This window comes from Candidatus Pantoea communis, from assembly GCF_011752685.1.
GTDB lineage: Bacteria > Pseudomonadota > Gammaproteobacteria > Enterobacterales > Enterobacteriaceae > Pantoea > Pantoea communis.
The window spans coordinates 71,733-89,067 of the sequence record NZ_VWXC01000004.1; the positions used below are offsets into that span (position 1 = coordinate 71,733).

Below are 17,335 nucleotides of genomic sequence, written 5' to 3' on the forward strand. Positions count from 1 at the left end.
TCATGGATGAGCCCCTTTCCTTTTACTGACTGGTGGATTATCGATGGATTTGATGCAATCAGGCGCTCCAACTCGCCGTTACTCTAAGCTCAGCGTCTTCTGTGCGGGCATCGCTTTATTTCATTGTTCACAACTCATGGCTGCCAGTGATGCGCTCACCTCGGCCAGCCGAATCACCTCCGCAGGCCTGGCGCAACAGCAGCAGGATCTGCCGTCATTAACCGGTGAAGTGGCCGAACCCGCATTGGCTCACGTCCCGGATTCACTCACGATTAACCAGGCCGTACAGCGTGCCATTCAGTGGCATCCGGATATCGCGCAGGCGGTGGGGAAAATGCTGGAACAGGCCAACCAGGTGGATGTGGCGAAAGCCAAATATTATCCGCAGATCAGCGGCGGGATGAACAACGGCTACAGCAATGCCTATACCGAGAAGGGGTTCAGCCCATCGTTTGTGTTATCGGTTTCGCAGATGTTGTATGACTTTGGCAAAGTCAGCAGTTCGGTGCGATCCGCTGAAGCTGGCGTGGCGATGGAACAAGCCAACGTGCTGGTGAGTATTGATACGGTGGCACATGACACGGCCTCCGCGCTGGTGGAAGTGCAGGGCTATCAGCAACTGGTGAAGATTGCCCAGCAGCAGCTCGATGCACTGAGCAAAATTGGCGATCTGGCCCGTCAGCGAAATGATGAAGGCGCGGCTTCGCTCTCCGATGCCACGCAAACTGATGCGCGTATTGAAGGGGCGCGCACCACGCTGATTCAGTATCAGGCCAACCTCGATCGCTGGCGTGCCACGTTGGCGACCTATCTCGGTTGGCCGCTGGTGAAGAAAGTGAATGAAGATTTTCCGGTGAACCTGACGCGCTCCTGCGCGGTGGGTAAAGCGGATGACAAACTCAACCCGGCAGTGCTGTCGGCATGGGCACAGGCCAATCAGGCACAGGCAAAACTGGATAATGCTAACGCGCAGAACCTGCCAACGATTTCGCTGGAACCCCAGGTCACGCACTACCTCAACAATCACTACTCCGGCAGTGAAACGCTCGATCGCACTCAGTATCAGGCCTTCGTCAAAGTGGAGATGCCGATCTATCAGGGAGGCGGGATCACTGCCGCCCGTGACGCCGCTGCCAACGCCTTGCAAGCGGCCAACGCGGCCGTCAACTCCGCGCGCCTGAAAGCACGGCAGCAACTCAGTGAATCGCAAAGTGCAGCCCTTAGCTTGTCGCAGAGTCTGGCGATTATGGGGCGGCAACAGACGCTGGGTGAGAAAACCCAGCAGCTCTATCAGGATCAGTATCTGCAACTCGGCACCCGTCCGCTGCTGGACGTGCTGAACGCCGAGCAGGAAGTGTTCCAGACCCGTTTCACCCTGCAGCAAACCATCAGTCAATTACGATCGTTGCAACTCGACTGCTTATACAGCACCGGGCATATCCGATCGGCGTTCGCTTTGAATAATCAGCGGATCCAGAATGTGGAGATCCAGCCATGACCCAATTACAAATTCCCGATGCCCCCAACGGTGATACCAGCAGTGGTGCCGACGGTCACGTTCCGTTAAATGGATGGGCGACGGCGATCATCCAGATCGCCACCCATTATCGTTTGCCCTGCTCTCCGGGCATGATTATGGCCGCCGCCGAATGGCAGGGTAAACAGACGCGCGACAAAGCGCTGCGCCATTTAGCGCGTCAGGCGGGGTTATCCCTCCAGCTGTACGAAGAGAACAAGTGGGAAATCACCAGCTGGCGTCTGCCGCTGGCAGTGGAGCTGGCCGACGGACAGGTCGGTGTCATCACCCACTTTGATGGTGAAGATGAAGTGCGCGTGCACTTTTCGGGAGATGAGCAACCGGCGCCCGTTGTGCTGGAAACGCTGCTGCCGGAGATTCGTTTTGCCGCCGCATTACGTCCGGTCACCGCCGCCAAAGACAGCCGCGTCGATCGCTATCTGGCAACGGTAAAGCCGGACTGGCTGCGGCGTTTGGTGCTGCATGATCTGCGGCCTTATGGCCACGTGATGCTGGGATCCTTCCTGCTCAACCTGCTAGCGATGGTCGGCATTATCTTCTCGATGCAGGTGTATGACCGCGTGATTCCGGCGCAATCCTATCCCACGCTGTATGTCCTCTATATTGGGGTGATTATCTCCGTGGTGTTCACCTACATCCTGCGTGTTGGGCGCGATCATGTCACTGACCTGCTGGGTAAGCGTGCCGATATGCGTGTTTCGGATCGCGTGTTTGGTCATGCGCTGCGGCTGCGTAACAGTGCAGTGCCGCGCTCCACCGGTACCTTTATTTCGCAGCTGCGCGAGCTGGAATCGATCCGCGAAATGGTGACCTCAACCACCGTTTCCGCCATTGTTGATATGCCGTTCTTCCTGCTGTTTATGCTGGTGATGGCGATCATTGCGCCACAGCTGGCGTGGATTGCGCCGATTGCGGTGATCCTGATGGTGCTGCCCGGCATTCTCAGCCAGAAGAAGTTGTCAAAGCTGGCGCAGCAAAATCTGAAGGAATCGACGCTGCGTAATGCGGTGCTGGTGGAGAGTGTGCAGGGGCTGGAGGACATCAAGCTGATGCAGGCGGAAGACCGTTTCCTGCAACAGTGGAACAGCTACATTCGCATTACGGCGCAATCCGGTGTGGAGATGCGCAAAGTGATGCATTCGCTGATCAGCTGGGGTGTCACGGTGCAGGGGCTGGTGTATGCCAGCGTGATCGTGGTCGGTGCGCCGATGGTGATCAACGGTGATATCACCACCGGTGCGATTGTTGCGGCTTCGTTGCTCTCTTCACGCATGATTGCCCCCATGGCGACGTTGTGTGGGGTGCTGGCTCGCTGGCAGCAGGTGAAAGCCGCCAAAGGCAGTCTGGATGCATTGATGAATCTGCCGGTGGAGAACAGTAAAGATGAGACGCGCATCCATTGTCCGGTGCTGTTTGGTCATTATCAGTTCAATGATGCGATGTTCCGCTACTACACCGATTCACTCACCATCGCGCTGCGCATCAAAAGCCTGACTATCAAACCGGGTGAACGGATTGCCGTGCTGGGTCGCAACGGTTCGGGCAAGTCAACCTTGTTGCAAGCGATGATCGGCGGCATGGATCTGGTGGGCGGTGAACTGCGTCTGGATAACCTCAGCTTGCCGCATATTGATGTGTCGGATGTGCGCCGCAACGTAGGTTTGATGACGCAAAACGCACGCCTGTTCCACGGCACGCTGCGTGAAAACCTCACCATGGGCGCGGCCCACGCGACTGACGATGCCATCTTCGGTGCATTAACGGTCAGCGGCGGGGCGGATTTCATTCGTCGCTTGCCACTCGGTCTCGATCATCCGGTGATGGAAGGCGGGGTAGGCTTATCAGGCGGCCAGCGCCAGTCGGTACTATTGGCTCGCATGCTGTTGCGCGATCCCAACATTATCCTGCTGGATGAACCCACGGCGGCGCTGGATGATCATACCGAGAAGGAGTTCATCGAACGTCTGGGCGCGTGGCTGAATGGCCGCACGCTGATCGTGGCGACGCACCGTGCGGCGATCCTTGCGCTGGTGGATCGCGTGCTGGTGCTGAAAGATGGGCAACTGGTGATGGACAGCCCGAAAGAGAATGCGTTGCCGCCACCGCGTGCCGGCGGTAACTCACCGGAGGTGCGTCCATGATGAAGCAACTTCCCGGCAAACTGCGACTGGTCACCGCGGCAGAAGTCGATTCCTCTGACGATCTGTTGGGGGAGCTGAAATCTGAGACCCACTACACCGGTGCGGTCAGGCTGATCACCATCAGCGCCGCGTTGATCCTGATATCGCTGGTGTGGGCCTGGTTTGGCGTACTGGATGAAGTCTCAACCGGCACGGGCAAAGTGATCCCGAGCTCACGTGACCAGGTGCTGCAATCCTTAGAAGGCGGCATCCTTACCGAGCTTTATGTGCACGAAGGCGATCGGGTGAAAGCGGGGCAGGTGGTGGCACGTCTTGATGCCACGCGCTCGCAATCCAGCGTGGGTGAAAGTGCGGCGCGTTATCGTGCGGCACTGGCAGCGGCCTCGCGCCTGAGAGCCGAGGTCAACGACGACCCCCTTACGTTCCCCAATGAACTCAAGGCTTATCCTGATTTGATTGCCTCCGAGACGCGGTTGTACAAAACCAAACGCGCTCAGCTTGCTGACTCGACGAAGCAGTTCAACGAGTCGCTGGCGTTGGCAAACAAGGAATTGGCGATCACACAAAAGCTGGCCAAAACGGGTGCCGCCAGTAGCGTTGAAGTGCTGCGTTTGCAGCGCGATAAATCGGATCTGGAGCTGAAACTCACCGACATGCGCTCGCAATACTATGTGCAGGCGCGTGAGGAGTTGGCGAAAGCCAGTGCCGAAGCGGACAGCCTGGCTGAGGTGATTAAAGGGCGCGAAGATACGGTGACGCGCCTGACCATCCGTGCGCCGATGAACGGCATCGTGAAAAACATCAAAGTCTCCACCGTCGGCGGGGTGATTCCTCCCAACGGTGAACTGATGAACATCGTGCCACTCAACGACCGCCTGCTGATTGAGGCGCGCCTGTCACCGCGTGATATTGCTTTTATCCATCCCGGCCAGCGTGCGGTGGTGAAGATCTCGGCCTATGACTACGCGATTTATGGTGGCATGAACGGCGTGGTGGAAAGCATTTCACCGGATACTATCCAGGATGAGGTGAAGCCGGAGATTTACTACTATCGCGTGTTTATCCGCACTGATAACGACTACGTGCAGAACAAAGCCGGTAAGCGCTACTCGATCAGTCCGGGGATGGTTTCTACTGTCGATATCAAGACCGGCGAGAAGACCATCATGGATTATCTGGTGAAACCGTTTAATAAAGCCAAAGAGGCGATGCGCGAACGCTAATCGCACAATCTCGATGTTTAAGGGCCACCGTTGAGGAGTCAACGGTGGCTTTTTTGTGTCTGTGAGTGGATGACTTAAATGAAATTTATGTTTTATTGGTGTGTGAACCGGTGCCATTTTGCAAGACGATGTCATTTTTTATCCAGTATCAGCGCTAACCTGTTCGCCAAATCTAATGCTGAAAGGATGCAGCTAACCAAGGCCATTCTCAGGAGGTTTTCTCGGTTTTCTTTGACCTGATGGGTTGCAATGGTAATTACTGGAAGCTTTTTGACATTTTTAGAAAATTTTAGTGCGAATTAGTGAAGCGTGTTGAGGATTTGACTTAAACCTTCGTTAACCAGATGAATTAAAGCGTTTTATACCAGTAGGTGCTTTTTTATGGTTAAGAATTGACCGCTGAATAGGTAAGGGTTCAATAAGAATATGCTTAAAATTCTTGTGCCGCCTGTTGCTGTATGTTACATAGAGTGTCGAATTTCTATCCCTTGCTCACCTCAGATTGTGCTGTGAGCGTCGCAGTGAAAAATAATAAAAAGAGCTTACCTCACTACCCGTTAAGCGGATGCCTATGCGCACGCTTTGGCTCGCCACTGATAAAGATGGCGCGATGAGGTTTTTCAAGGGATAGAGCAAAATCTTTAATGCAATTTAGCTACGCGTCCGTTGTATGGAAGCGTAGCGAGAGCATTTGCCAGATACATCATGCAAAGGAACTGACATGAAGCAGGTTGTTTTTCAGGAGCAGCAAAGCGGCAGCATTTTGCCGGGATTTATCCCTTCAGTTTCTACCGTGTTGGTTGAGTGGCACCCAGCGCTTAGCCTCAACTCTCAGCATGACCCAATCGAATCTAAGAATCCGCAAATAGGGTGCAGAACCTCTGAGTCCCTGCGCTTTTGATTACCTGTTGACTGAATAAAAATAACCAGCCTCGTACAAATTTTCGGCTGACCATGGAGAAGTGGGTGTGAGAATTATTGCCAAACCCGAATTGTAGTTTGGGCACCCCAACAATAATTGATGACTGTTACATGTTGATGAAAGTGAAGTCCGCCGCATCCACGATGCGTTCGCGTTTTCCTGCCATTTCACTGGCGGAAATCCAGAAGCACCTGGCGAAAATTATCATTCTGCTGCCGATGGCGCTGCTGCTGATCTATCTCGTGATCTTCAGCCAGCCGCGCTATATGAGCGAATCCAAAGTCGCGATAAAACGTTCGGACGATCTCACCAGCAGTAGTCTTAATTTTGGCTTGTTGCTGGGTGCCTCTAATCCCAGTTCCGCCGAAGATGCGCTCTACCTCAAGGAGTACATCAATTCACCTGACATGTTACGGGTGCTGGATAAGCAACTCGACTTCCATGAAGCCTTTAGCCATAGCGGGTTGGATTTCCTCAACCATCTGGCGAAGGAAGAGACTGCCGAACGCTTCCTGCAGTATTACCGCGACCGTATCAGCATTGCTTACGACGACAAAACCGGCCTGCTGGATATCCAGACGCAAGGCTTCAGCCCAGAATTTGCGCTGAAGTTTAACCAGGCCGTGTTGAAAGAATCCGAGCGCTTTATCAACGAACTGTCGCACCGGATTGCACGCGATCAGCTCTCGTTTGCTGAAGCGGAAATGGAGAAAGCACGCGTTCGACTGGATGCCAGCAAAAGTGAATTGCTCGCTTACCAGAACAGCAACAACGTGCTGGACCCGGAAGCGCAGGCTCTTGCCGCCAGCACCCTGGTCAATACCCTGATGGGTCAAAAGATCCAGATGGAAGCCGATCTGCGTAACCTGCTGACCTATCTGCGTGATGACGCGCCGCAGGTGGTGAGTGCGCAAAACGCGATCTCCTCCTTACAAGCGCAGATTGACGCTGAAAAAAGCAAAATCACCGCGCCGCAGGGCCACAAGCTGAACCGTATGGCGGTGGATTTTGAAGAGATTAAATCGAAGGTAGCGTTTGATACCGAGTTGTACAAGCTGGCGCTGACTTCGATTGAGAAAACCCGCGTGGAAGCGGCACGTAAGCTGAAAGTCTTGTCGGTGATCAGTTCACCGCAGCAGCCGCAGGAATCCACATTCCCCAATATCCCTTATTTGATCGCCTGCTGGTTGCTGGTGTGCTGCTTATTGTTCGGCACGCTGAAATTGCTGTTAGCCGTTATTGAAGATCACCGGGATTAATTGAGTTCGTCATGAAATTATTGAAGTCACTGTTACTGCTTGCCGCATGGCAAACCACCACCGCCAGTGCTGCGCTGGATATTAATGCCGATCCGAATCTGACCGGTGCGGCACCGTTGCCTTCGTTCCTCACTGGCCAGCAGAGTAGTCAGGTGCAGAGCAGCGATGGGTTTGATAACACCCCGCGCCCGGTAGCACCGGCGATGATGAGCCGCATGTTTGGCGCACAGCTGTTTAACGGCACCAGCGCCGATAGCGGTGCCACGGTCGGTTTCAACCCCGGCTATGTGCTCAATCCTGGCGACAGCATTCAGGTACGCTTGTGGGGCGCGTTTACTTTTGATGGCGCTCTGCAGGTTGATCCGAAAGGCAATATCTTCCTGCCGAATGTGGGGCCGGTAAAAGTCGCGGGCGTGAGCAACAGTCAGCTGAATGCGTTAGTGACCAGCAAAGTAAAAGAGGTTTATCAGGCTAACGTCAGTGTGTACGCCTCGCTGCTGCAGGCGCAGCCGGTGAAGGTTTACGTGACCGGTTTTGTGCGCAGCCCTGGACTATATGGCGGTGTGACCTCTGATTCCCTGCTCAACTACCTGATTAAAGCGGGCGGCGTCGATCCCGATCGCGGCAGTTATGTCGATATCGTGGTGATGCGTGGCAACCGCGTGCGTTCCAGCATCAACCTGTATGACTTCTTGCTCAACGGCAAGCTGGGTCTGTCACAGTTTGCCGATGGTGACACCATCGTGGTGGGGCCGCGTCAGCACACCTTTAGCGTGCAGGGTGATGTGTTCAACAGCTATGACTTTGAATTCCGCGACAGCAGCATTCCGGTGACGGAAGCGCTGAGCTGGGCGCGTGCTAAGCCAGGCGCCACTAACATCACTATTATCCGCCAGCAGGGCTTGCAAAAACGTAGTGAGTATTACCCGATCAGTTCTGCGCCGGGCCGCATGTTGCAAGATGGCGATACGCTGATTGTCAGCACCGATCGCTATGCCGGCACCATTCAGGTTCGCGTCGAAGGTGCGCACTCTGGCGAACACGCGATGGTGCTGCCATACGGTTCGAGCATGCGTGCGGTGTTAGCGAAGATCCGCACCAACAGCATGTCTGAAATGAGTGCTATCCAGCTTTACCGTCCTTCTGTGGCGCAGCGTCAGAAAGAGATGCTGGATCTGTCCCTGCAGAAACTGGAAGAAGCCTCGCTCTCTGCCCAATCCTCCACCAAAGAAGAAGCCAGCCTGCGCATGCAGGAAGCTCAGCTGATCAGCCGCTTCGTCAACAAAGCGCGCAACGTGGTGCCGAAGGGTGAAGTGATCCTCAACGAGAAGAACCTCGATTCGATTCTGCTGGAAGATGGCGACGTGATTAACATCCCGCAGAAAACCTCGCTGGTTATGGTGCATGGCGAAGTGCTGTTCCCGAACGCAGTGAGCTGGGAAAAAGGCATGAGCCCGAAAGATTACATCGAGAAATGTGGTGGTCTGACGCAGAAATCGGGTAACGCCAAGATTGTGGTGATTCGTCAGAACGGTGCAGCCGAGAACGGTGAAGATGTTGACACGCTGAACCCAGGCGACGAACTGATGGTACTGCCGAAGTACGAATCGAAGAACATCGAAGTCACACGTGGTATTTCCACCATCCTCTACCAGCTGGCGGTGGGTGCGAAAGTGATTCTGTCGATCTAAGGATAAAGAGACATGATTGGTATTTTCTCATCAGGTATTTGGCGTATTCCGCATCTGGACAATTTTCTGGCACAGCCGTGTCAGAAGCTTTCTCCGATGCGTCCTATACCCGCTGAGATTGATACTGTCGCGGTGTGGGGCCATCGCCCTAGCGCACGCAAGCCGGTGGAATTAGCACAGGCGGCGGGTAAATCAATTCTCCGTCTCGAAGATGGTTTTATCCGCTCGCTAGATTTGGGGGTAAGCGGGGCTCCGCCACTCTCAATGGTGCTGGATGATGAAGGGATCTATTACGATGCCAGCCGACCGAGTGCGCTGGAGCGTTTGATCCACCAACGCGAAGACAATCAGGCATTAGCCGCAGAAGCGAAAGAAGCGATCCACACCATCGTTACGGAAGACCTTTCCAAATATAACCAGGCTCCGGCATTCATCGCCGGGGAGAGCCTGACCAGTAACTTAGTGCTGGTGGTGGATCAGACCTTTGGCGATATGTCAGTGACATACGGTAACGCCGGGCCAGATGATTTTGTAGCGATGCTGGATGCGGCGATAAAAGAAAACCCGTCATCGACCATTTGGGTGAAGGTCCATCCTGATGTGTTAGAGGGTAAAAAAGCCGGATACTACCATCAGCTGCAATCGACGCATCGCGTACATTTGATGGCGGACAACGTCAGCCCGCAATCGTTGCTGCGGCATGTCTCACGCGTATATGTGATGACTTCGCAATATGGTTTCGAAGCTTTGATGGCAGGTAAGCTAGTGACCTGCTTTGGCCAGCCCTGGTATGCAGGATGGGGGTTAACTGACGATCGCCATCCACAGGCGGAGCAACTTCGCCAGCGTCGTGGAAGCTCAACGTTGGAAGAGTTGTTTGCCGCCGCCTATCTGCGTTACAGCCGGTATATCGATCCGTTGACAGGTGGAGCCGCAACTCTATTTGATGTGTTGGGCTGGATGCAGTTACAGCGACGTCATCAGCAGCAGCGCAGTGGACATTTATGGGCTCCAGGATTAACGCTGTGGAAATCCACCATCCTCAAACCGTTTTTACATACCACCGCCAATAAGCTGAGTTTTTCCCGCCATTGCCGTGCAGCCACGGCCTGTGTGGTGTGGGGAGTGCGAGGTGAGCAGCGCTGGCAGGAGAAGGCGAAATTACGTCAGCTGCCGCTGTGGCGGATGGAAGATGGTTTCCTGCGTTCTTCAGGTTTGGGTTCTGACTTGTTACCGCCACTTTCATTGGTGCTGGATAAGCGCGGCATCTATTACGACGCCACGCGCACCAGCGATCTCGAAGTGATGCTAAACCACAGCGAACTGACGTTGGCGCAGCAGCAGCGTGCCGAAAAACTGCATCAGCGTTTGGTCCAGAGCAAACTAAGCAAATACAACTTGGGGGCGGATTTTGCCCTGCCGCAAGGTTCGCAGGGTAAGCGGATTCTACTGGTGCCTGGCCAGGTTGAAGATGACGCCTCAATTCAAACGGGTACGCTTTCCATCAACACCAATCTGTCATTACTGCGCACGGTTCGTGAGCGTAATCCCGATGCCTTCATCGTTTATAAGCCGCACCCTGATGTACTGGTAGGCAATCGCAAAGGGGATATCCCAGCGGAAGTGGTGGCGCAACTGGCGGACTATCAGGCGCTGGATGCTGATGTTATTCAGTGCATCCAGAAGGCAGATGAACTGCATACCATGACTTCACTCTCCGGCTTTGAAGCGCTGTTGCATGGCAAGCAAGTGCATTGCTATGGCCTGCCATTTTATGCCGGATGGGGGTTAACCAATGATGAGCATGTCTGTGCAAGGCGCAAACGCAAGTTGGGGCTTGCGGATGTGATCTACCAGGCGTTGATTGCTTATCCGACGTATATCCATCCGCTGCGTTTAGCAGCAATCAGCGCGGAAGAAGCGGCAGAGTTCTTGATTCACGCACCGCGTGGACAGATGTTTATCAATAAGAAGAAAGCGTGTTACCTCGTTAGGCATTATCGCAAGATGTTGATGTTTTTTAAGGTTAAATTCGGTTAGGAAAACCGATTCATAAAATAACAAAAAAGAAGGTTGATGATGCACAGTAACGCTTTAAAGATGCTGCTGTCTGGGAAAAAGTATCTGCTATTACAGGGGCCGATGGGGCCGTTCTTCAATGATCTGGCCACATGGCTCGAATCACTGGAGCGTGAAGCTGTTAATGTAATATTTAACGGTGGGGATCGTTTTTACTGTCGCCAGCGTAAATATTTGCCTTACCTGAAAACTCCAAAAGAATTTCCATCATGGCTGCGCGATACGCATAAAGAATACGATTTCGACACGATTCTTTGCTTTGGCGATTGCCGTCCTATGCATCAGGCTGCCAGGCGCTGGGCGCAAGCCAAAGGGATACGTTTCCTCGCGTTTGAAGAAGGCTACTTGCGCCCGCACTTTATTACGGTAGAAGAGGGCGGGGTCAATGCGTTCTCATCACTGCCGCGCGATCCTGAGTTCTATCGCCGTCTGCCAGAAATGCCGCCAATGGAAGTTGAGAAGCTTAAGCCCTCAGCCATGAAAAGGATCGGCCACGCTACCTGGTATTACCTTGTGGGTTGGCGCTATCGGCATGAGTTCCACGAGTATCGACACCACAAATCCTTCTCGCCGTGGTATGAGGCACAGTGCTGGATCCGAGCCTACTGGCGCAAGCAGTGGTACGGCTGGCGTCAACGTAATGTGCTATCACATTTGCAGAACAGTCTGGATCAACGTTATTTCCTCGCCATTCTGCAAGTCTATAACGACAGCCAGATTCGTTACCATAGCCCGTATGAGGATGTGCGCGACTATATTAATGAAGTGATCTTCTCATTCTCTAAGAAGGCACCACGTAACGAGTTCCTGGTAATTAAACATCATCCGATGGATCGCGGACACCGTTTATATGGCCCGCTGATCAATAAACTCAGCAAAGAGTACGGCGTAAAGAACCGGGTGATTTATGTGCATGACGTGCCCATGCCTGAGTTAATAACCCATGCTAAAGCTGCAATCACGATTAACAGCACGGCTGGGATTTCAGCGCTGATCCACAACAAGCCATTAAAGGTGATGGGGAACGCGCTGTACGATGTGAAGGGATTGACCTATCAAGGGCATCTTAATCAGTTCTGGACGGCGGATTTTAAGCCGGATATGAAGTTGTTTAAGAAGTTTCGTGGTTACCTGCAAGAGAATACGCAGGTTAATGCGGTTTATTATAGTGTAGGTGGTTGGGATTTAGATAACGCAGAGCTCAATGCTTTAAACTTTCCAATGTTAAAGCTATCTAAGTTTTAACATTATGCATATTGGTTTATATTGAGATTTTTTATGATTGAACAAATTAAATTCATTAACGATGTTGAAATAAAATTCAAAATAAAACCAAGGAAATATGATACTCAACACTTGATTGTGATTTTTTCAGGGTTTGGAAGCTCAGGGGAGTTCACATATGATTTTGAAAATGCATTAATGGACTGCCCCGCTAGTATATTGTGGATAAAAGATGATTTCGAAGGACACTGCACCTATTATACTTGCTTAGGAATGGATTTTAAAATTGAAAAAGCCATAAATATTTTCATAGATGAAACATTGAATAGTCTTAATTTAATGAAAAGTCAATGCACAGTTGCTGGTTTTTCGAAAGGAGGAACGGCGGCAATATATTATGGTGTGAAGTATAATTATAAAAATATAGTTTCTACGGTGCCTCAATTCTATATCGGTTCATATGTAAAGAAAAACTGGCCCGCTGTAGCAAATCATATGATGAACGGTATTTCAGAAGAATATGTGAACACTTTAAATAATTTATTGCCTGATACAATAGATGATGATAAGGAACTACAAAAAAACATATACTTATTAACTTCCGAAGCTGATGACCAATTTAAGAGTGAGGTTAGCCCTAATTTATCAAAGTTTATAAAATATGATAACTTTAACTACCTTCTATCAAAGTCGATACTGGTCAGAGCCCACAATCAAGTTACCGTCCACAACTTACCTTTACTTTTAGGGGTTTTTTACTCCATTGCTCAAGGAGCTGTACCAAGATTTGGTTATTGTGAACTGGGTGGAGATGAATTAAGGTTACCAGAAAACCCTTCGGCGAAACCGCTAACAGTTTTGAAAAAGATTAGGATTGATAAGGGGAGGTTTTATCCGGAGGGACTTTCTGTATTACGTGGTATATCATGTGAAAATCACAAAGATTTAAAAGTTAAAATGATTCTAAGTTCAAATGATAACATTATTGAGATAGATCTCGCAAAAGCTCACATGCCATATCTTACGCGTGCTTTGTATGACGGAACATTTGTTAACTATGATAAAGGATGGTTTTGTTCACCTACTCATTCTGGCTTCAATATAGATATAGTGGCAAGCGGAGAATATGAGATTGAATTAGTTGTTACATGCCAAGGGATCACTAAGAAAAATAATCTTACAATCGATGCTCATATGAACAATAAATTACTCGCCGAAGGGGAAGGGATGAAAATATTCGCCAAAGATGGAAGTGTTTTTCTTTATAAGAATTAATGAAATCTGGATGGTGACTTTTATCACCATCCAACCAATTCTAAGATTTAATTAAAATCTATTTCCCATTCCGCTGCAATCGGATATGCAGTACACATAAATCTCACTACCTTCTCAACTTGATGCGCGGAAACAGTTCTGTGATCGTTGATACAGAAAACCGAACACTTCCCAGACTTTAATTTTTTTTGCAAGTTATCTAATTTTTCTTCTAAAATAGGATCGTCAGTGCTTATATATTCATAAGAAATTGAAGATTGAACTGAGCGACCCTTTTCAAAGGAATAATAAGCTGACATTAAATAGAGTGGTGATATGGTTTCGGCCTCCCTAAACCTTGAAAATCCGGTTTTATGAATGAGTTCACTAAATTCGCCTTCCATTTTTTCTAGCAAGTTAATGTTTTTAATCATTGGAACATGCAAAGGCCAGAATGATGGCCATTTATTATATTTATTATAAAAGCTCATTGCGGTGAATAATGATATCTTTGTTGTTGATTCGCTGTCCTCGAAAATTTCTCCATAAGCGTTAGGGATACTTTCAAGGAATAGTTTAGCGATGCCATTAGAATGAATGAAATGATCTTTTGTTACTGGTGAACCAAAAAAATAATCATCATTAGCATAAATGAAATTTTCAGACAAACCTGGAATTTTATGTATCCAAGACTCAATGGCAACCGAGTTAAATACGGGTAGAGCAGAATCATTAGGGAAGATATCTGTATGATTTATCACTTTTATCTTTTCATTATCAGTATCTAACCAGTAAGGTATTTGGTTGTCAGTTACTATGAAAATATTTCGGATGAATTTAGCATAATAAGCAGCGCTTCTTAAAGAATAACGTAATTGTTCATATTCTATAAATCTTGTTTCATCACTTAATGCATCCTCATTGCTAAAGATAGTTTTTTTTGCTCGCCACTCTGGGTCGGTATCATTGACCCAAGTATATACCAAATCAATTGGTTCGCTATATTCATCAAATAAAAATGAATCAATTTTAACCATGTCATTTAATTGATCAATATCATTTTCGTTTCTGTTTAATCTGACTGGATAAAAAGAGTGAACACTTTTGTTTATATGCGCTTTAGGAATGAATTGGAGTAGATTGTTTTTATTTCTTGTTAAAGTCCCACTTGGAGACATATACCATGGGTCTAATTGAATAATGTTACTCTTATATACGAAGGTTTCATCATGAAAATAAATTTTAACCAGATCGAATCTGTTAGTGCCTTTAACAATGTAAGGTTTCTTGGTGAAGTTACTGTTTTTTTCAATTAAGGAAATTACGTTATTTATATATGAATCTTGTATTGCAATTCGAGTGATGTGCTTCCATGGTAAAGAGATTTTATGGTAGTTAATTCCAGCTTCATCAAGTGTTTTATAAAAGTTCATCTCTTGGTTGTGAGGCGTAATGTGGTCTTCTCTTAATGTTGAAAAAGGCGTTTCCTTTAGAATGGAACCGATTTTCTTTCTTTCGTGAAGATATTTATCATTGGCACTTGTGGTTTTTGTATTCAATTTAATACGACTTGAAATACTGTGTGTATTAATACTCTCTTCTACAGGAATACCCATCTTTTTTTTAAAGATTTTAAATGTTTTCATGTCATTAAAAAATAATCGTGGGTTTTTTAAAAATTTCCTTGTTTTTCGTTTCAACTTATTCATATCAGGCAACTTCCATTTTATGCTCAGAGGATTCTAAATGATTTGATTTTTTTTCAGTATTGCTGATTTGATCTAAGTATATCGATTCTAGTTTTTCATATGAATTCGAAATGCTGTATTTCTCAAGTATTAATTTGTCAGCATATCCTAAATTGGGGTTTTCAATATATTCTTTAATTTTAAGTGATAGTGAATTTACATTTTCATTTTCATATAATAATTTGTCATCACTTAATATATCCGTGAAGGAAGGTATGTTACTGGCAATTATACGGGTGTTTGCGTTAACTGCTTCAAGAAGTGCCAGTCCAAATGATTCGAATCTAGATGGTACAACTGTAATATCAGCTAATTTTAATAAGCAAGCAGCATCAGTGATCTTCCCTGCAAATATTATTTCTTTGGAGGATATTTTTCTCAAAGCACTCATTTCGGGACCATCCCCGATTAATACCAATTTATACCCTGCTGGTCTCAATCTGTTAAATGCTCTTATTAATATGTCAGGGCCTTTAACTAAATCAAGTCGACCAAGAAAGAAAATATATTTTTCTTTGTCATTTAAGTGATGTTTTCTCATAAATAATTTAATTTTCTTTTGAGTATCAATTTCCTTTATAAATAGGAAATTCTCAATTGTGTGAGCTTTTTCTTGATGTTTTTTTGGGATTTCTTCTATTTGCCATTTAGCAACTGTAAATATTTTATCAGCTAACTCATATAAAGGGTGGAATCTAACATGCATGGAAACAAAAATTAAAAAGTTAAGAGATAGCTTATGCTTTAGCATGTCACCCATTAAGCAACCATATGGTAGATGAGCATGTAAAACATTTAGTTCGTTAACGGCATTGACAAAGTTATCGTCTTTTAATAATGAATTGATTTGGTTGCTGGGATGTGTTTCTGATTGTGCTGTCCAAAATATTTTAATAGAATCTTCAAAGTTTGACTCAATAACTTTTTTGCTAAATTCTTTATTTTGTCTTAACACCACCGTAACTTTATGACCATTTTTAGCTTGTTCATTTGCAATGGCAGCGGCAATAGATTCTGAACCAGCCCACCCGCCATGGGTTATTACATGTAATATATTCATGATGATTTTATAACTCCCTTTTGAGCTAAAATAATAGCTTCCCTGTTTTAATCCTTGAAAAAAACATCAAGTTCTTCTTTTAACTGGTGGTTACAGTTTTGCAAACGATTACTCTCTGTATGGAAGTCATTTGCACAAAAAGAATGAGGAAGACAGTTGTTAATTTTTCCATTTTTTAATGCTTTGAAATTTGATTTTGCTGAGGCTGATCTAATATTAAAATAGTAACAAATGTCTCTTGCGGGATAAGAAACCCCATTTAGGTATGATAACCATGGGACAAAAAATGTAGCTAAATTTAGATCGTTGTTGGATCTGAACTTATTGGGTAAGAATTCCTTTATTTCATCACTGTATAAATCCCACGCTTTCTCAAAATAACTTTTTCTTAATGGGACGTAAGTGTGTACCAATGGCGTGTCAATCGACATGCCAAAATCTTTCTTGAGAATAATTGCGGAGCGCGTAGAGGCTGATAAAGTAGATGTGCTCGTACCCCTTAGTTTCATTGCAGATAGACTTTTTTGTGATAAAAATAATGAAGCGATTCCATTGCTTTTAAAAAAATGAGATGCCGTTAAAGGACGCGCTACAAAAACATCGTCATTAAAGTAAATGAAATGTTCAGAGAGATCTGGTATTTTGTGAAGGTGTGCCTCAATTACATGAGAATTAAATGTAGGGAGATATTCTTCATTAATAATTTCCTTATGGTCAATGATTTTTATTTTTTCATTATTGCTCAACCAAGAGGGTATTTGTTCATCAGTTACTATATAAATTTTGTTAACCCATGGCAAATGATATTCAATACTTTTTATTGAATGACGTAATTCATCGTGGTTACTGAATCTGGATGAGTCAAAAGCATAATTACTAGTATTTTCTTTATCAGCTAGGTCTCGATTTTTTTTGTTTTTTATTTGCCATTTTTTATCAGCGTCATCTACCCAAGTAAATACAATGTCTATTGGAATAGTCGTATCGATCAAACTTTCCATTTGTAAATCATGTTCAATCAATATTGCTTCTTCAATTTCTGGGCATTTTATTTCATTTCTGATTATTGGGTAGTTCTTGTTGAAGTAATCACGAAAAAACACTCCAGGGCTTCTGAAGAATTTTTTTATTTTCTTTAATTTCATGAATGTTCCAAGTTGTTTTTTATGTCGATTTTTATTGAAATGAAAATTCAAG

12 protein-coding genes are annotated in these 17,335 nt (G+C 47.0%); 9 read left to right on the forward strand and 3 right to left on the reverse strand.

The window, feature by feature from the left end:
* The first annotated feature begins 43 nt into the window (after positions 1 to 43).
* The 9 genes from F3J37_RS07590 to F3J37_RS07630 all read left to right on the forward strand — a co-directional run bounded on the left by F3J37_RS07590 (position 44) and on the right by F3J37_RS07630 (position 13,351).
* Complete coding sequence (locus F3J37_RS07590) at positions 44 to 1,498, forward strand: TolC family outer membrane protein (protein WP_034823255.1); 1,455 nt, start codon at positions 44 to 46, stop codon at positions 1,496 to 1,498.
* On the forward strand, positions 1,495 to 3,678 hold the full coding sequence (locus tag F3J37_RS07595; RefSeq protein WP_166932833.1) for a type I secretion system permease/ATPase: 2,184 nt from the start codon (positions 1,495 to 1,497) through the stop codon (positions 3,676 to 3,678). Before F3J37_RS07590 ends, F3J37_RS07595 begins: the two co-directional genes overlap by 4 nt.
* A complete protein-coding gene (locus F3J37_RS07600; RefSeq protein WP_370662128.1) occupies positions 3,678 to 4,901 on the forward strand; it encodes an HlyD family type I secretion periplasmic adaptor subunit in 1,224 nt (407 codons plus the stop codon). The genes F3J37_RS07595 and F3J37_RS07600 overlap by 1 nt, the downstream gene beginning before the upstream one ends.
* Before the next feature lie 721 nt (positions 4,902 to 5,622).
* Positions 5,623 to 5,802, forward strand: a complete 180-nt coding sequence (locus F3J37_RS07605; protein WP_166932837.1) for a hypothetical protein — start codon at positions 5,623 to 5,625, stop codon at positions 5,800 to 5,802.
* Positions 5,803 to 5,933: 131 nt separating this feature from the next.
* A complete protein-coding gene (locus F3J37_RS07610) occupies positions 5,934 to 7,082 on the forward strand; it encodes a capsule biosynthesis protein (RefSeq protein WP_166932838.1) in 1,149 nt (382 codons plus the stop codon).
* Between the two features lie 11 nt (positions 7,083 to 7,093).
* Complete coding sequence (locus F3J37_RS07615) at positions 7,094 to 8,773, forward strand: polysaccharide biosynthesis/export family protein (protein ID WP_166932840.1); 1,680 nt, start codon at positions 7,094 to 7,096, stop codon at positions 8,771 to 8,773.
* 12 nt (positions 8,774 to 8,785) lie between these two features.
* The gene (locus F3J37_RS07620; RefSeq protein WP_166932842.1) at positions 8,786 to 10,813 is read left to right on the forward strand and encodes a capsule polysaccharide biogenesis protein; all 2,028 of its coding nucleotides are present in this window, start codon (positions 8,786 to 8,788) and stop codon (positions 10,811 to 10,813) included.
* A 39-nt stretch (positions 10,814 to 10,852) separates the two neighbouring features.
* Complete coding sequence (locus F3J37_RS07625; RefSeq protein WP_166932980.1) at positions 10,853 to 12,097, forward strand: capsule polysaccharide biogenesis protein; 1,245 nt, start codon at positions 10,853 to 10,855, stop codon at positions 12,095 to 12,097.
* A 33-nt stretch (positions 12,098 to 12,130) separates the two neighbouring features.
* Positions 12,131 to 13,351, forward strand: coding sequence for an accessory Sec system protein Asp2 (locus tag F3J37_RS07630; protein WP_166932844.1), 1,221 nt, complete (start codon positions 12,131 to 12,133; stop codon positions 13,349 to 13,351).
* 47 nt (positions 13,352 to 13,398) lie between these two features.
* Here F3J37_RS07630 and F3J37_RS07635 read toward each other — a convergent pair whose 3' ends face one another.
* From F3J37_RS07635 to F3J37_RS07645, 3 genes are read right to left on the reverse strand one after another with little or no spacing between them, the layout of a single operon-like run.
* Complete coding sequence (locus F3J37_RS07635; RefSeq protein ID WP_166932846.1) at positions 13,399 to 15,039, reverse strand: stealth family protein; 1,641 nt, start codon at positions 15,037 to 15,039, stop codon at positions 13,399 to 13,401.
* A gap of 1 nt (position 15,040) precedes the next feature.
* The gene (locus tag F3J37_RS07640; protein ID WP_166932848.1) at positions 15,041 to 16,138 is read right to left on the reverse strand and encodes a glycosyltransferase family 4 protein; all 1,098 of its coding nucleotides are present in this window, start codon (positions 16,136 to 16,138) and stop codon (positions 15,041 to 15,043) included.
* Positions 16,139 to 16,185: 47 nt separating this feature from the next.
* Complete coding sequence (locus F3J37_RS07645) at positions 16,186 to 17,283, reverse strand: stealth family protein (protein ID WP_166932850.1); 1,098 nt, start codon at positions 17,281 to 17,283, stop codon at positions 16,186 to 16,188.
* Between the last annotated feature and the right edge of the window lie 52 nt (positions 17,284 to 17,335).

Excerpts from the sequence above, each read along its gene's own strand:
- F3J37_RS07625 (WP_166932980.1), top strand. The coding sequence starts at position 10,853 with ATGCACAGTAACGCTTTAAAGATGCTGCTGTCTGGGAAAAAGTATCTG.
- F3J37_RS07620 (WP_166932842.1), top strand. The coding sequence starts at position 8,786 with ATGATTGGTATTTTCTCATCAGGTATTTGGCGTATTCCGCATCTGGAC.
- F3J37_RS07605 (WP_166932837.1), top strand. The coding sequence starts at position 5,623 with ATGAAGCAGGTTGTTTTTCAGGAGCAGCAAAGCGGCAGCATTTTGCCG.
- F3J37_RS07640 (WP_166932848.1), bottom strand. The coding sequence starts at position 16,138 with ATGAATATATTACATGTAATAACCCATGGCGGGTGGGCTGGTTCAGAA.
- F3J37_RS07610 (WP_166932838.1), top strand. The coding sequence starts at position 5,934 with ATGTTGATGAAAGTGAAGTCCGCCGCATCCACGATGCGTTCGCGTTTT.
- F3J37_RS07635 (WP_166932846.1), bottom strand. The coding sequence starts at position 15,039 with ATGAATAAGTTGAAACGAAAAACAAGGAAATTTTTAAAAAACCCACGA.
- F3J37_RS07600 (WP_370662128.1), top strand. The coding sequence starts at position 3,678 with ATGAAGCAACTTCCCGGCAAACTGCGACTGGTCACCGCGGCAGAAGTC.
- F3J37_RS07645 (WP_166932850.1), bottom strand. The coding sequence starts at position 17,283 with ATGAAATTAAAGAAAATAAAAAAATTCTTCAGAAGCCCTGGAGTGTTT.
- F3J37_RS07590 (WP_034823255.1), top strand. The coding sequence starts at position 44 with ATGGATTTGATGCAATCAGGCGCTCCAACTCGCCGTTACTCTAAGCTC.
- F3J37_RS07615 (WP_166932840.1), top strand. The coding sequence starts at position 7,094 with ATGAAATTATTGAAGTCACTGTTACTGCTTGCCGCATGGCAAACCACC.
- F3J37_RS07630 (WP_166932844.1), top strand. The coding sequence starts at position 12,131 with ATGATTGAACAAATTAAATTCATTAACGATGTTGAAATAAAATTCAAA.
- F3J37_RS07595 (WP_166932833.1), top strand. The coding sequence starts at position 1,495 with ATGACCCAATTACAAATTCCCGATGCCCCCAACGGTGATACCAGCAGT.